This window comes from Natrinema salsiterrestre (assembly GCF_029502005.1).
Lineage (GTDB): Archaea > Halobacteriota > Halobacteria > Halobacteriales > Natrialbaceae > Natrinema > Natrinema salsiterrestre.
The window spans coordinates 57,691-72,859 of sequence record NZ_JAMQOT010000009.1; the positions used below are offsets into that span (position 1 = coordinate 57,691).

General features: G+C 64.6%; 12 protein-coding genes. 5 read left to right on the plus strand and 7 right to left on the minus strand.

Annotated elements, in window-relative coordinates; all coding sequences use genetic code 11:
• Positions 1–63: 63 nt before the first annotated feature.
• Positions 64–813, minus strand: a complete 750-nt coding sequence (locus tag NDI89_RS19810) for an SDR family NAD(P)-dependent oxidoreductase (RefSeq protein WP_277524162.1) — start codon at positions 811–813, stop codon at positions 64–66.
• A 172-nt stretch (positions 814–985) separates the two neighbouring features.
• Here NDI89_RS19810 and NDI89_RS19815 point away from each other — a divergent pair, with 172 nt between their 5' ends.
• The 3 genes from NDI89_RS19815 (at position 986) to NDI89_RS19825 (ending at position 4,569) form a co-directional block, all read left to right on the plus strand.
• Positions 986–1,990: a thiamine pyrophosphate-dependent dehydrogenase E1 component subunit alpha gene (locus NDI89_RS19815; RefSeq protein ID WP_277524163.1), complete on the plus strand. Its 1,005-nt coding sequence runs from the start codon at positions 986–988 to the stop codon at positions 1,988–1,990.
• Complete coding sequence (locus NDI89_RS19820) at positions 1,987–2,952, plus strand: alpha-ketoacid dehydrogenase subunit beta (RefSeq protein WP_277524165.1); 966 nt, start codon at positions 1,987–1,989, stop codon at positions 2,950–2,952. The genes NDI89_RS19815 and NDI89_RS19820 overlap by 4 nt, the downstream gene beginning before the upstream one ends.
• Positions 2,953–3,129: 177 nt before the next feature.
• Complete coding sequence (locus NDI89_RS19825) at positions 3,130–4,569, plus strand: 2-oxo acid dehydrogenase subunit E2 (RefSeq protein WP_277524167.1); 1,440 nt, start codon at positions 3,130–3,132, stop codon at positions 4,567–4,569.
• Positions 4,570–4,636: 67 nt separating this feature from the next.
• Here the strand turns inward: NDI89_RS19825 and NDI89_RS19830 are convergent, their stop codons facing one another.
• The 6 genes from NDI89_RS19830 to NDI89_RS19855 all read right to left on the minus strand — a co-directional run bounded on the left by NDI89_RS19830 (position 4,637) and on the right by NDI89_RS19855 (position 12,361).
• Complete coding sequence (locus tag NDI89_RS19830) at positions 4,637–5,641, minus strand: LLM class flavin-dependent oxidoreductase (protein ID WP_277524169.1); 1,005 nt, start codon at positions 5,639–5,641, stop codon at positions 4,637–4,639.
• Complete coding sequence (locus tag NDI89_RS19835; protein WP_277524172.1) at positions 5,638–7,317, minus strand: hydantoinase B/oxoprolinase family protein; 1,680 nt, start codon at positions 7,315–7,317, stop codon at positions 5,638–5,640. The genes NDI89_RS19830 and NDI89_RS19835 overlap by 4 nt, the downstream gene beginning before the upstream one ends.
• Positions 7,314–9,386 carry a hydantoinase/oxoprolinase family protein gene (locus tag NDI89_RS19840; RefSeq protein WP_277524175.1) on the minus strand — a complete coding sequence of 691 codons (2,073 nt, stop codon included), beginning with the start codon at positions 9,384–9,386 and terminating at the stop codon, positions 7,314–7,316. The genes NDI89_RS19835 and NDI89_RS19840 overlap by 4 nt, the downstream gene beginning before the upstream one ends.
• A 153-nt stretch (positions 9,387–9,539) precedes the next feature.
• Entirely contained in the window at positions 9,540–10,607 is a 1,068-nt protein-coding gene (locus NDI89_RS19845; protein WP_277524177.1) for a phosphotransferase family protein, read from the minus strand.
• Positions 10,604–11,077 (minus strand): hypothetical protein, encoded by a 474-nt coding sequence (locus NDI89_RS19850; protein ID WP_277524179.1) that lies wholly within the window; start codon positions 11,075–11,077, stop codon positions 10,604–10,606. The genes NDI89_RS19845 and NDI89_RS19850 overlap by 4 nt, the downstream gene beginning before the upstream one ends.
• Positions 11,078–11,128: 51 nt before the next feature.
• Positions 11,129–12,361: an acyl-CoA dehydrogenase family protein gene (locus NDI89_RS19855; RefSeq protein ID WP_277524180.1), complete on the minus strand. Its 1,233-nt coding sequence runs from the start codon at positions 12,359–12,361 to the stop codon at positions 11,129–11,131.
• A gap of 219 nt (positions 12,362–12,580) precedes the next feature.
• On the opposite strand from NDI89_RS19855, the gene NDI89_RS19860 reads away from it, so the two are divergent.
• Together NDI89_RS19860 and NDI89_RS19865 are read left to right on the plus strand one after the other, a co-directional pair.
• Positions 12,581–13,378 (plus strand): acetoacetate decarboxylase family protein, encoded by a 798-nt coding sequence (locus NDI89_RS19860; protein WP_277524183.1) that lies wholly within the window; start codon positions 12,581–12,583, stop codon positions 13,376–13,378.
• A gap of 255 nt (positions 13,379–13,633) precedes the next feature.
• Entirely contained in the window at positions 13,634–15,157 is a 1,524-nt protein-coding gene (locus NDI89_RS19865) for a class I adenylate-forming enzyme family protein (protein ID WP_277524185.1), read from the plus strand.
• The last annotated feature ends 12 nt before the right edge of the window (positions 15,158–15,169 follow it).

A 15,169-nucleotide genomic window follows, 5' to 3' on the forward strand; every position in this document is an offset into this window, starting at 1 on the left:
TGGTGGGACGGAGCCACCGCACCCACCGAACGAGTCGCGTCAGCGGCGAATCAGTACGTGTACTCACACGTAACCGGCGTCGACCTTCAGCGCCCGTCCGGTCACGTACGACGCGTCCTCGCTGGCGAGGAAGGCGACGCAGGACGCGACTTCGTCGGGATCCGCCCACCGGTTGAGCGCGGTCTGCCGGCGCATCGCCTCCTGTTCCTCCTCGGAATACCACTCGTCGGTCATCGCCGTGTCGATCAGACCGGGACAGACGGCGTTGATGCGAACGTCGTACTGTGCGAGCTCGCCCGCGACGGACCGCGTGAAGTGGAGCACTGCCGCCTTCGTAAGCGCATAGGACGTGATCGGGGCCGATTTCCATCCCGCCATCGAGGACGTGTTGACGATGACGCCGCCGCCGTTCGCCTCGAACAGCGGCAGTGCGGCGTGACAACCGTTCCAGACGCCCTTGAGATTCACGTCGATTAGCTCGTCTCTGTGTTCCCGCGTCGTTTCGCGGAAGGATCGCGCCTCACCGATCCCGGCGTTGTTGAACAGAACGTCCAGACCGTCATACTCCTCGGCGACGGTGTCCAGACACTCCTCGAACCAATCGTAATCGCTGACGTCGAGCGAACGGAATTCGGCCGTCCCGTCGGCCGTCTCGTCCGCGTCGATTTGCTCGACGGTCTCCTCCCCTCGCTCGTCGTCGATATCAGTGACGACCACGTCGACGCCCTCCTCGGCCAGTCGATGCGCCGTCGCGCGGCCGATACCGGAGGCACCGCCGGTAACGACTGCAGTCTTTCCGTGCAATCCTCGCATTGGTTCCGTTAATACGGTTATTCTATAAGAAAGTACGCCTCGAGCGCCCCTGACTGTTCGATTTTTTGCCACACGGAATTCGGGGGAATACCCGCCCGTAGCACTATCGCGATACCGCTGACCAGGGGTAGATTTATGCGGTATACTGAAACACCCTTAGATGTGGGATCGAATGACACAAAACGTTAGCGTCGACGACGACACGGCGAGAGATCTCCTCGAGGAGATGCTCCGCATCGATATCTTCGAGGAGGAGACGAAAGAACGGTTCGGAGAGGGGGAGATTCCGGGATTCGTTCACCTCAGCGGCGGCCACGAGGGATCACACGTCGGAATGGGTGCCGCGATGCGGGACGACGACTGGCTGGCCGTCGGCGGTGCGCGTCTGATCGGCCAGTACATCGCGAAGGGCGTACCGCTACCGGAGATCATGGCGGAGCTCTACGGGCGCGTCGGGGGATCGAACAAGGGCCACGGCGGCCAGATGCACGTCTCCGACGTCGATCGGAAGCTGTACGGCCACGCCGCGACGATCGGTTCCGGGCAGAACCCCGCCGTCGGCCTCGGGCTGGCGGAGGAGATGAAGGGAACCGACAACGTGGTGGTGACGACTATCGGCGACGGCGGGACGAGTCGCGGCTCGTTCCACACGGCGCTCGTCTTCGCCGCGTACTGGGACCTGCCGGTCGTGTTCATCATCGAGAACAACGAGTGGGCCATCTCGACGCCCGCCGAATCGCTGTCGCCGGATCACCTCTCGGATTACGGGATTCCGCATAACATGCCGACCGAGAGCATCGACGGGAGCGACGTTGAGAAAGTGTACCACACGGTCTCCGAGGCGATCGAGCGCGCCCGCGACGGCGAGGGCCCGACGGTCATCGAGAACCGCGTCGTCCGTCTCGTTCCCCACTTCGAAGGGGACAAGGAGACCTACCGCGACGAGGAGGCCTACGAGCGGGCCAGAGAGGAGAAGGATCCGATCGAGAACTATCGGGAGCGGCTGCTCGAGAACGGCGTCATCACCGAGGACGAACTCGATGACATGGTCGCGAACATCGAAGCAGAGGTCGAAGAGGCCATCGAATTCGCTCGCGAGAGCCCGGAACCGGAGCCGGAAGCGGCCTACGATCACGTCTACAAGCTGCCCCTTTACGGGCAGGGTGACGGACAATGACTCGAGAGATCACGTACGTACAGGCGATCGCGGAGGCGATAGACGAGGAACTGGAACGGGACGAGGAGGTCATCCTGTTCGGCGAGGACGTCGAGGAGTTCGGCGGCAACTTCGGCGAGACGGAGGGACTGTACGAGAAACACGGTCGGAACCGAGTGCGGAATACGCCGCTGTCCGAGATCGGGATCGCGGGAATGGCCCTCGGCGCTGCCGTCGGCGGAATTCGGCCCGTCGCGGAACTGCAGTTTGCTGACTTCGCGGCGACGGCCGGTGACGAAATCTTCAACCAGATCCCGAAACAGCCCTACGTGAGCGGCGGCCAGATCGAAGCACCGCTCACCATCTTCGCGCCGTCCGGGGCCGGGATCGGTGCAGGCGCACAGCACTCGCAGTCCGTCCACTCCTGGCTCGGCAACGTGCCGGGGTGGGTCGTCGTCACCGCGACGACGCCCTACGATGCGAAGGGATTGTTCAAGAGCGCCATTCGGGACGACAATCCGGTCTTCTTCCTCCCCCACAAGATGTTGAGCGAAACGAAAGGCGAAGTGCCCGAGGAGGAGTACACGCTCCCGCTTGGCGAAGCCGCGGTCGAGGAGGAAGGCGAGGACGTCACCGTCGTGGCGACCCAACTCATGTTCCACCGCGCGAAGGAAGCCGCGGCCGAGGTCGATGCGGACGTCGAGATCGTCAACCCCCGAACGTTCGCCCCGCTCGACACCGAGACGATCGCCGAGAGCGTCCGGAAGACGGGACGACTGGTCGTCGTCGACGAGACCGTCGAGCGATACGGGACGCAGGGCCACATCGCGAACGAGATCGTCGAGAACGACTTCTTCAGCCTCGACGCGCCGCCGAAGACCATCGGCGTGAAGGACATCCCGATTCCGCTGAGTCCGCCCCTCGAGCAGGAGGCGCTTCCCTCCGCTGACCGGATCGCAGACGGGATCGAATCGCTCTTCTAGCGACGGTCGACCGGGGAACGCGCTTCTCCGGTCGCCGCTCCTCGTCTCGAGGATCGGAGTCCGACGGAGCGCGGCGACCGGAAACGACGTGAGCGCTCGGCGTCCTGGCACTCCCGGGCGGAAGGGGGATCGAATTGGGTGAGAGTTTAAATAGAAGGGTGACTCATGGTACCAAATATGGTAGACGTAGTACGCATTCCGAAGCTCGGGCTGAGTGACTACGGAGATCTCGTCGCCTGGGAGGCCGACACGGGCGATTCAGTGGAGACTGGGGACGTCGTCGCCGTCCTCGAGTCCGATAAGGCAAGCGCCGAAATCGAGGCTCCCGAAAGCGGCGTCCTGCTCGAACAGTACGTCGAGGAAGGCGAAGAGATCGCTATCGAAGTGGGGAAGCCCCTCGCAGTGATCGGTGAGGAAGGAGAGGCGGTACCGTCAGTGGCGGAACTCGAGGCCGACGGAGAGAGTGACGAGGGGACGGCGGAAGCCAGTGAGACGGGATCGAATACGGGTACCGAATCCGGCGACGGTGTAGCAGCCAACGGTGGCGCGGCGACTGCAGACGTCAAGGCGACGCCGCGGGCCAAGCGCCGCGCCAACGAAGCAGACGTAGATCTGGCGCGAATCGACGGGACCGGGCCCCAGGACGCAGTCACCGAAAGCGATATCGAGGACTTCCTCGAGAGTGGCGACGGAGCGTCGGCGGCGGGCCGCGAGGAGTCCGACGCTGACACCGCGTCCGCGACGGACGTCAAGGCGACGCCGCGGGCCAAGCGTCGCGCCGAGGAGGACGGCGTCGAGCTGTCTCGAATCGACGGAACGGGCCCGCAGGGAGCGATCACCGAGAGCGATGTCGAAGCGGCCACGAGCGGTGCCGATATCGACCGGTCCGACGCGTCGGCGACCGCGAGCGACGAGACGACCACTGACGGACTCACCGTGACGGAATCGCAGAAGCTCACCGGCGCACGGAAAACGATCGCGGAGCGCCTGAGTCAGAGCGCTCGAGAGAAACCCCACGTCATGGGGACGCGTGATATCGGCATCGAGCGCCTCGAGGAAGTCAAAGACCGACTCGAGGAGAAGGGAGTCGACGTCTCGCTAAACGATCTCATCCTCCACTTCGTCGGCCGAACGCTGGAGGATCTCCCCGAGTTCAACGCGCACTTCGAGGACGGCGAACACCGCCTCATCGACGAGATCAACGTCGGCTACGCGGTCGACAGCGAGCGAGGACTCATGGTACCGGTGATCGACGACGTACCGGATCGCGACCTCGAGGAGCTGGCGTCCGAGCGGCGACGGCTCGTCGAGGCAATCCTCGAGAACGAACACTCGCCGTCTGATCTTCAGGGAGGTACCTTCACCGTCACCAACGTCGGCGTCTTCGACATGGACGTCTCCTATTCGATCATCAATCCTCCCCAGGTGGCGATCCTCGCACTCGGCCGACGCAAGCCGATTCCCGTCGAGCGCGACGGTGACGTCGAATTCGAGCGTGCGATCACGTTCAGTCTCACGATCGATCACCGCGTGCTCGACGGGGCCGACTCGGGCGCATTCCTCGAACGTCTCGCCGAGTACCTCGAGTACCCCGGACGAGCGTTCGACGCCGTGTGAGCCGGATGCGGCTCGGGACTGGTGCCGAACGAAACGGATGAAGAATCGCCACCCCCGCCGAGGGCCTTCAGGCGGGACCGAGGTCGGCGTCCGCGAGGACCTCCTCGTGGAACCGCTCGTTCTCAGCGGTCCGCTCGGGCGGAAACAGACACATCACGTGATCGACGCCGCGCTCGTCGAGCGCTCGCAGGCGCTCGCGACACGCCTCCGGCGGGCCCGCGATCGCGAAGCGGTCGCCGAGGTACTCCCACACTTCCTCGCCGATGTCGTCCAGCGCCGCGGCCGCTTCGTCGCCGTGCTCTTGCATGTCGTGGGCGTCGACGAGCGAGCGCAGGTCGTCGCGAACGTCGCTCGGCGCGTCCTCGACGGAGAAACTGAAGTTGTGATAGGCGATCGGTTCGATGACCGGCTTGAGCTTCTCGACCGCCTCGGCCCGCGTTTCGGCCACGCAGGTCGGCGTGAGCGTCACGATGTCGAGATCGCCGAGTGACCGCCCGGCCCGCTCGGCACCCTCTCGGATGTTCGCTAGTCCGAGGGTCTCGACCGTGTCGGGATTCGGCCCGCCGCCGAAGATGACGCCGTCGGCCACCTCGCCGGCCATCCGAAGCGTCGTCGGCCCCTCGGCGGCGACGTAGACGGTACCGTCTCGCTGCCGGGACTCGAGACGGAACGGTTCGCCGCCGAACGTGACCTCCTCGCCGCGGAGTAGCCGCCGGAGCTTCTCGGCGCTCTCTGCGAGTTCGTCGACGGTGGCCGGCTGCTCGCCGACCGAGTAGACGGCGCTGTCGCCCGCGCCGATCCCTAAGACGGTGCGCCCGTCGGCGACCTGATCGAGCGAGGCGATCGCGTTCGCCGTCACGGAGGGATGTCGACTCTTGGGGTTGGTGATTCCAGGTGCGAGCGTCAGCTCGTCGGTCGCCACCGCACACGCCGTGAGCGTGACGTAGAGGTCGGTGTAGAGCTGCTGGGAGTCGATCGCCCAGAGCGTGTCCCAGCCCCACCGCTCGAGGGAACGGGCGTACTCGGTCGCGTCGGCGACCGAATCGGTGGCGACGAACCCCCCGAATTTCATGAGTTATCGGGCTCGTAGCCGTAGACCTCGCGGGCGCGTTCTTCGGTGATCAGCTCCCGCTCGACATCGGCTTCGACGGCCTCGGGGTCGCGATCCTCCGGGTCGCCGTATCCCCCGGGCGTCGCCGAGACGAGCGTGACCGTCTCGCCGGGCTCGAGCACTCCGGGCCCGTTCGGCGGAACCTCCTTCCCGTCGCTCGAGGAGCCGGTGGTCGCTCGCTTGCCGGACTTGCCGCCGCGGAAGCCCGACGGGTCGCGGTCGGCCCGACCCGAGGTGAGCGCGAAGTACACCGGCCCGTCCGTCGGGTTGTGGTACGACGTCCGCATGGCCGGCCCGGACCGGTGTTCGCCGGCGCCCTCAGTGTCGGGAACCAGGGCGGTCTCCTCCCACCGGAGGGGACTGTAGCGCTCGAACATCTCGATAGGGGTGTTCTTTCCGTTGTAGGGGAAGTAGACGCCCGGTATCCCATCGTTGTGAGCGCTCGGCGGGAATCCGCCCGCCGTCCCGCCGACGGCGATGAACTCCTCGCCGTTCTCGTCGGCGCCCGAGAACGGCGCGAGCTGGATGCCGGCCATTTCCGAGAGCGCCGATTCGGGGACCACCTGACCGAGCGCGCGGATGAGCGCGTCCTCCGCGTGCGAGTAGGTGAGGTGTCGCGCCATCGTCGCCGCCGGCCGATCGCAGTTGAGGATCGATCCCTCCGGCGCAGTCACCTCGATCGGGCGGAAGAACCCCTCGGCGTTCGGCAGGTCCGGGACGAGCATACACTTCACGATGTACTCGGTGACCGTGACGATGTTCCCGAACGGACAGTTGAGGCCGGCGTCGACCTGCGACGACGTGCCGTCGAAGTCGACCTCGAGGTCGTCCCCGTCGATCGTCACGGCGACCTGGATGGTGAGATCGTGCTCGTCGACGGTGAATTCGGTCGAGTCCTCGTAGGTGCCGTCCGGAAGGTCGGCGAGTTCCTCCCGAAGCGCGCGCTCGGTTCGATCGATGACTTCCTCGGCAACGCGGTCGAACGTCTCCTTGCCCCGGTCGTCGACGATTTCGCGAACGCGCTCCTCGCCGACAGTGTTGCCCGACCGGAGCGCCTCGAGATCGCCGAGCGCCTGATGGGGGATGCGGACGTTACTCCGGATGATGTTGTCGATCGCGTCGTTTCGCTCGCCGCCCTCGTAGAGCTTCGTCGGCGGGATCAAGATGCCCTCCTCGTAGACCTGTTCGGCGTCGGTCGACCAACCGCCGCGGTTCCCGCCCACGTCGTCGGTGTGGCCGAGGCTCCCGGTGATCCCGACGAGGTCACCGTCGTGGAAGACGGGGTTCAGGACGACCACGTCCGACAGGTGGCCGCCACCGATCCAGGGATCGTTCGTGATGATGGTATCGCCCGGTTCCAGCGTCTCCGGCGGGAAGTGATCCTCGAGGATGATCCGCGTCGTTCGCGAGAGCGCGCCCGACAGGACGGGAACCGATTGGTCCGAGAGACCGATCGCGTTCCCGTCGGCGGTCATGACCGCCGTCGAGGCGTCGGCCGCCTCCCTGATGGAGAAGGAGTAAGCGAGCCGTTCGGCGGCGTCGTACATCTCGTCCGCGGTGGCCTGGAGTCGGTTCCACAGTACTTGCGTCTCTAAGTCGGCCGATTCGGTCGCGTCGGTGTCGTCTGTCGTGCTCATAGTTCGATGGTGATGTCGTAGTTGTCTGCCACGGTCAGCGTCGAGTCGGGGTCCGCGACGACCGTCGTCTGATCGGCCTCGACGACGACGGGACCGTCGATCGATTCGTCCGGCGTCAGGTCGTCCCAGCGGTAGACGTCGGTCGCGACGCTGCCGTGCTCGCCGCCGAAGTAGACGTCGCGGCTGTCCGGTGCAGCGCTCTCGCCGTCGGGCACGACGAGTCGCGAGGTTTCGGCGTCGCGGTCGCCCTCGCTGAGTTCGAGCCGGTAGGTGAGGACCTCGACGGGGAACTCCAGGGTTTCGCGGTTGAACGTCTCCTCGTACGTCCGCTCGAAGGCCTCGCGTGCGATGTCGGGCGTCACGTCGTCGATGTCGCGTCCCTCGAGTGGGACCTTGATCTCGTGTCCCTGGTCGACGTGGCGCATGTCGAGGCTGAGCGACGCCTCGGTCTCGTCCGGGTCGATGCCGGCCCGCTCGAGAACGGACGCGGCCTCCTCGCGGAGGGACGCGAACTGCCGTTCGAAGTCATCGGCGGACAGCGTCTCGAGGACGGCCTGACTCGTCGAACTGGCCTCGTACATGCGGGGCGCTTCGGTGAGCCCGATCGAGGAGCCGACGCCCGCGCCGTACGGGCAGACGACTTCGTCGATATCGAGTTTGCGGGCGACTCGGAACGCGTGCGAGGGACCGGCGCCGCCGAGAGCGGTCATCGAAAGCCCGCGCGTATCGAGGCCGCGGGAAGCGGCGTAGCGTCGGAACGCCGTCGCCATGTTCTCGTTGACGACCTCGAACACGCGCCACGCCGCCTCTGTGATCGACACGTCCAGCGGGTCGGCGAGTTCCTCGCCGAAGATGGACTCGGTCTTCTCCGCGGCCAGATCCATCCGTCCGCCGTAGAAGTTCTCGGGATTGAGATAGCCGAGTAACAGCGAGGCGTCCGTTACCGTCGGATCGTCACCGCCCTGATTGTAACAGATCGGGCCGGGATCGGACCCGGACGACTCCGGACCGACCTCGATGAGCCCGACGTCGTTCACGGAGGCGATCGAGCCCCCACCGGCACCGATCTCCGTCAGGTCGATCAGCGGCGAGACGAGGTCGTAGCCGCTCCCCTCCTTGAACCGGTGAACGCGAGCGACGTCGGCCTTGTACTTCATCCGCACGTCGCCGTCCTCGATGATCGACCCCTTCGCCGTGGTTCCGCCCATGTCGAACGAGAACACGTCGTCGTTGTCGTGGGTCTCGCCGAAGATGCGCGAGGCGAGTACGCCCGCGGCCGGTCCGGACTCGACGAGGCTAATCGGCTCCGCCTTCGCCGTTCGCACGTCGACGATACCGCCCGACGACGTCATCATGTAGACCTCGCCCGCGAACCCGTCCGACGTGAGTTCCGATTGGAGGAACTCGAGGTAGTCCGCGACCACGGGCGCGACGTAGGCGTTGATGACCGTCGTCGACGTCCGCTCGTATTCCCTGATGACGGGGACGACCTCCGACGACAGCGAGACGTTCAGGTCGGGGTACTCCTCGGCGATGACGTCCGCCACGATCTGCTCGTGCTCGTCGGACTCGTAGGAGTGCAGCAGCGAGACGGCGACGGAATCGACGCCGTGGTCCTCGACCAGTGTCCGCGTCCGTTCGCGGACCTCCTCACGGTCGAGGGGGTCGACGACCTCGCCCTCGTCGTTCAGGCGCTCGTTCAGCTCGAGACGGCGCTGACGGGGTACCAGCGGATCGGGGTACTCCATCTCCCAGTCGAACATATCGTAGCGCGACCCGCGTCGCAGTTCGAGTGTATCTCGTATGCCCGCCGTCGTCAGCAGCCCCGTCGTCGCGCCGGTGCCTTCGATGAGCGTGTTCGAGACCAACGTCGTGCCGTGGATGACGGTGTCGAGGTCCTCGAACGCGACGCCGTTCTCGTCGAGAATTCGATGGGCGCCGGTTAGCGCTCCCTCCGCCGGGTTGGCCGGCGTCGTCGGCTCCTTGTCGACGGTGACTTCGCCGGACTCCCGATCGACCAGCGTGAAGTCCGTGAACGTGCCGCCGATGTCCATACCAAGTGTGTACATATATCGTTCGTCTTCGGTGTCCACAGCCGATCGCATATATGTTATGGTGAATGGTAGCAAGAGGCCCCAGTACCGGTGGGCGAGACGGTCGTCCCTCGGCATGGAACGGCCGGTCTGAAACGAGAGGGTTCTCCGGTTCGCCGCGCAGCGTTTTCAGAGACGGTCGTCTTCGATGATCGCGAGCAGGTCCTCGATCAGCCCCGGAACGGGGTACTGGAACCAGGCGTTGCGGACGTCGTCGCTCGCGCCGGTATCGTACTGGTTGGCGCCCCAACAGCAGATGGTGAGCATGACGAACGCCGAAAATGCCCGCCAGTAGCGAACGCGTTCGCGGTCGACGGTCCGCCCCGTCCGGCGCTCGTACTCGTCGTAGAACCATTCCCGCTCGAGCAGCGAACAGGCGAGTTCGGGCCGCTCGATCGGCTCGACGAGCTTGCCGGCGAAGTACCGGGTGCTCGCGTAGCCCAGATCGAAGAGCGGATCGCCGACGCGGGCGAACTCCCAGTCGAGCAGGCCGGTGATCCGATCGTCGTCGACGAGGGCGTTTCCGATCCGGAAATCGCCGTGGATCAGCGTCGTTTCGGGAACTGTCGGTTCGTTCGCGCGGAACCAGCGGATCGCCTCCTCGACTGCCGGTTCTCGTTTTAATTCGGCGGACCGGTAGAGTTCCTCCCAGCGGTCGATCTCGCGGGAGACCACCTCATCGGGGGATACGTCCTCGACTCCCGGAATCGACGAGCCGTCGATCGAATGAACGCCAGCAGCGGCGTCGACGAACTGGTTCGGAAGGGTTCGATCCGCCGCGTCCCACGCGTCGTACAGGTCCTGTCGATCCCGCGGATCCCACGTGATCGGCGGCTCTCCCTCGAGGTGCTCCATGACGAAGAGGCCGCGTTCGAACGGCCCGCCATCCGCGTCGAACCAGCGGACTCGCGGAACCGGAACGGGTGCATCTTGGCTCGCGACGAGCGTTTCGTACTCCGTCTGGATGTCGTTACCGGGGAGCGACGTCGTATCGATATCGTGTTGTAGTTCGTTCTCCGCCCGGAGAACGAGACGTTCGGAGACATCGTCGTCGCCCTCGCGGTACCGAGCAGTGAACGAGACCGTGTCTCGAGACCACCCTTCGGTGTGCGCGACGATATCGTCGACGGACACCTCGCTGTCAGCGAGCGTGCCGGAGAGGTACCCCGAAAGCGCGTCAGCGGAGAACTCCGTCATTCGTCTCCCTCCCGGCCGAGCATGCCTAACTGCTGGTCGACGCGCGTCCGCAGGAACTCGTACAGTGGTCGCCGAACGATCGCGGCCCGCTCCCCGTCGAGTTCGTCGTCGATCGCCGCCAATACGTCGTCTGCGGCGGACAGGAGGATTTCTTCGACCTCTTCAGTCGACCCGTCCGCGGCGCCTATTTCGCTGTGACCCTCTTCGAGCGCGGCGCGGACGTCGGGCGCATCTATCTCGTTTCGATCGAGCACCGCCTCGAGCTCGTCCAGGCGATCAGTGAGGGTCCGACGCTGGGTCCGAACGGCCGCCTCCCGGCCGCCGACCTCACCGGCCAGGAACTGGAGCGTCGAGGCCATCGAGCCGACCTGGGCGTGGACGAACTCGTCGTCGGTAACGGCGGGTCGGACCTCCTCGCGCGTGAACGTCGCAAATCGGTCCAGTATCAGCTCCGGATCGAGGTATGGCATACCGTGGTATAGTACGGTGTTATTACAAATAACTGCGGGTCGAATCGGCACCTACCCGAGAAAGTCGAACAGGTGGCCGGCGACGTTTCGCTTCTGGATTTCTTCCGATCCCTCGGTGATCCGGTACCGTCGGTGATGCCGGTAAATATGTTCGAAGGGCTTGTGGCGAGTGTACCCCTGTCCACCGTGGACCTGCATCGCCCTGTCGGCGGCGTCGCACGCCAGGAGGTTTGCGCGGTAATTCGCCATCGAGACTTTGTCGCTCACGCTCTGTTGGCTGTCCTCGTCTAGCTGCCACGCCGTCTTGTACACCAGGTTTCGCACCATTTCGGCCTCCGTGTGAAGGTCGGCGAGCGGGAACTGGATCCCCTGTCGCTTCGCGAGCGGCTCGTCCCACGTGTGGCGTTCCTTCGCGAACTCGACCGCCTCGTCGATACAGTACTGGGCCGCTCCGACGCTCGAGGCGGCCTGTCTGATGCGGCCCTCGTGAACGAAGTACGACGCCTGCTGGAGCCCTTTGTTTTCCTCGCCCAGAATCGCGTCTGCAGGGACGCGGACGTCGTCGAGCGTTACTTCGGCGTGGTCGGTTGGCATGTTGAACGTCCAGTGGAAGTACTCGACCTCGAGCCCGTCCGTATCCGTCGGTACCCAGAACGCCGTGATCCCCTCGTGATCGCCGTCGTCACCGTCAGTACGGGCGAAGATAACGTCGTAGTCGGCGGTGTGCAGTCCGCTGTTGTATCGCTTCGCCCCGTTGATCACCCATTCGTCCCCGTCCTTTTCGGCGGTCGTATCCATGTGCGTGGCGTCGCTGCCGTGCTCCGGCTCTGTCAGTCCGAATGCGGCGGTCGTCTCGCCGGTGATCAGGTCCTCGAGGTGGCGGTCTTTCCGTTTCTCGCTCCCGAACTCGATCAGTAGTTCGGGAACGTTGAAGTTTCCGACCACGGCGGCCTCCTGTTGCAACACGTTGTGCAGGCCGATCCCTCTCTTGGCGAGGTGTTCCCGAATGACGGCCATGCCGAGGTTGCTCCCGTCTCGACCACCGTATTCCTCCGGGAGCATGTATCGATACAATCCGGCCTCGTCGGCCCGGTGGCGCATCTCCTCGAGCAGCGCCTCCCACTCCGCAGTCGGCGTCCCGTCCTCCCAGTTCGTACGAGCGTCTTCGCGCCGATGGTCGAAGAACCGTTCGTGCTCTCGCTGGAGCGGCTCGATCTCGGCTTCGATGAATTCGTCGATCTCGTCGAGCAACTGCTGGAGCTGCTCCGGCATCCGGAAATCCATGTGTAAAGACATTCGGAGACAGTATATTATAGTTCGGGTAACTTCCCCCCCACCCCACTGCACTACTCGGCCTTCGGCCTGCGTTGCTCCGTGAGGGCGGAGCATCAGCGCCTGAAATTTGAACACCGGGGTCGTCGTTCAGATGCACATGCGAGTACATCGATTCTGTGGAACTCCGACCAGGTAAACGATTAAGGCTCGGGCAGACGACTGCCAACTATGACCGGATTTGTTCGATCGGAGGACGAAATCGAGGCGATTCAGGAACGGATGGCGGAGAACCGCTTTTACGACGCGAAGCAGGTGGCGATCCGGTTCCGCACCCGCGAGTCGACAATCGAACGGCTCCTCCCGCCGGGTCTAGAACCGACCGAGGAGCCGGTGATGCGGGTCGATGTCGTCGATGTCGGACGCAGTAACTGCGTCGGTTCGTTCTGCGGAGCCGGCGTCTACGTGCGAGCGCACCACGACGGCCACGTCGGCGAGTACTGCGTAACGATGCCGATGTCGACGGAAGCCGCGATCACGTGGGGACGAGAGCTGTTCGGGGAACCGAAAAAGAAGGCCGCTATCTCGCTCGAGCGGAGCGAAAACGAGGTGAACGGACGCGTATCCCGGGGCGACGGTGCGCTCATCGAAATCGATGCGACCATGGAAACGGAACGGCAGCTCGATCCGAAACCGCAGACGATCTATCACTACAAATCGCTCCCCGACGTGACCGGGCGAGGGTTCCAGTTCGATCCGACGCTGGTCCGAGTCACGTTAGACAGCGACCTCCACGCGTACGAATCCGGCTCCGGATCGCTTTCGCTCGGCGCGGGTACCGCCAGTCCGCTCGACGAACTCGAAATAGAAGAGATCCTCGGCGCGTCGTACACCGAGGCGGACTTGCGCTCGACACAGGAGAACGTGACCACCGTCGACCCCGAATCGTTCCTCCCGTACGCCTTCGGAACCGGACGCAGTAACGATTGGCTCGAGTTGGACAACGTATCCGACCGAAACCGTCCGTGAACGAGGCCGTTCGGACGATCGAGACACCCGGGCGTCTCTCAACGGGACCCTGCGATACGGAGCGAACCGTCGCGAGCACTGCGCCACGGAACCGTCTCCCGTCGAGGAGACCGGACGGAGAATTCGATCCGCTACGACCCCGTAATCGGCCACGAGCCCTCACAAAAACCGACCACGCGATCGCGCCCACTCACCGACTCGGAATCCACCGCGGCGATCCATAATTTTTTGACTACTGTTATCATTTGACAGTGTATGAACGGACTCACTGTCGGCTATCTCGCCGAACGGAACGCACGAATCCAGCCGGACGCCGAAGCCGTCGTCCAGCGGGCGGACGGAGAGCGAACCGAGACCGTGACCTTCGAGGCGCTCAATCGACGGGTCGACCGACTGGCGAACGCGCTCGCGGAGCGGGGAATCGAGGAGGGAGACACCGTCGCGACGTACACGGGGAATCGGGTCGAGACGATCGAGAGCTACCTCGCGACGATGAAGCTCGGTGCCCTTCCGGTGCCGATCAACCACCGATTCAAGGCCGGCGAAGTGAGCTACGTCCTCGAGGACAGCGACGCGACGCTGTGTATCTTCGGCGAGGCCGGTCGTGAGACGATCGCGGGCGTCCACGACGAATTCGACTCGCCCGTCGAAGCGTATCTGTACGCCGGTGACTCGACCCCGGCGTTCGCGGCCGACTACGAGACGGTTCGGGACGGCGCGTCGACCGATCCCGTCGAGATCGTGCCGTCCCGAACCGACGAGGCAGCTATCATGTACACGAGCGGGACGACCGGCAAGCCGAAGGGGTGCGTGCTGACCCACGACAACGTCGTCCAGGCCGCGGAGAACTCCCTGTACGAGGTGAACCTCTCCCGCGACGCCCGATTCATGGTGGTGACGCCGCTGTTCCACATCGCCGCGTTCGGCCTGTTCATGATGTCGTTTTACGTCGGCGGGACGACGATCCTGGTCGACGACTTCGAGCCGACGTCGGTCCTCTCGGTTCTCGAGGACGAATCCGTGACGGCGTCGTTCATGGTCCCGATGATGAGCCGTGCGGTGCTGTCGGCCGACCCCGAGTCGTACGACCTTTCGAAGTTCGAACACTACATGACAGGCGCGGCACCGTCGGAGCGCTCGCTCAAGGAGGCGATCATCGAGACCTTCGACTGCAACCTCTACGACGTCTTCGGCCAGACCGAACTGTCGCCGTCGACGACGATGCTGCGACCGGAGAACGCGCTCGAAAGACCCGACAGCGTCGGTCGGCCGATCATCAACGTCGAAGTCAAGGTCGTCGACGAGACGGGTGACGAGGTCGAGACCGGCGAGACGGGACGGATCGCCTACCGCGGTCCGACGGTGTTCAAAGAGTACTACGGTATGCCGGAGAAGACCGCAGCAGTGTTCGACGACGGCTGGTTCGTCTCCGACGACCTCGTCCGGATGGACGACGACGGCTTCGTCTACTTCGTCGGTCGGGCCGACGACATGATCATCACCGGCGGCGAGAACGTCCATCCCGCCGAGATTGAGGAAGTTCTCCACGACCTCGAGGGCGTCGACGAGGTCGCGGTCGTCGGGGTCCCCGACGACCAGTGGGGCGAGCGGGTCAAGGCCGTCGTCGTTCCAGAGGGGGAGGCTGCTCTGACGGAGAGCACCGTCGTCGGCCACGTCGAGGCGAACCTGGCCGGATTCAAGAAGCCCCGTGAGGTTGAGTTCCGAGACGAACTGCCGCGGAACCCGACCGGAAAGGTCCTGAAGAACGAACTCGCCTGAATCGGATTCGCG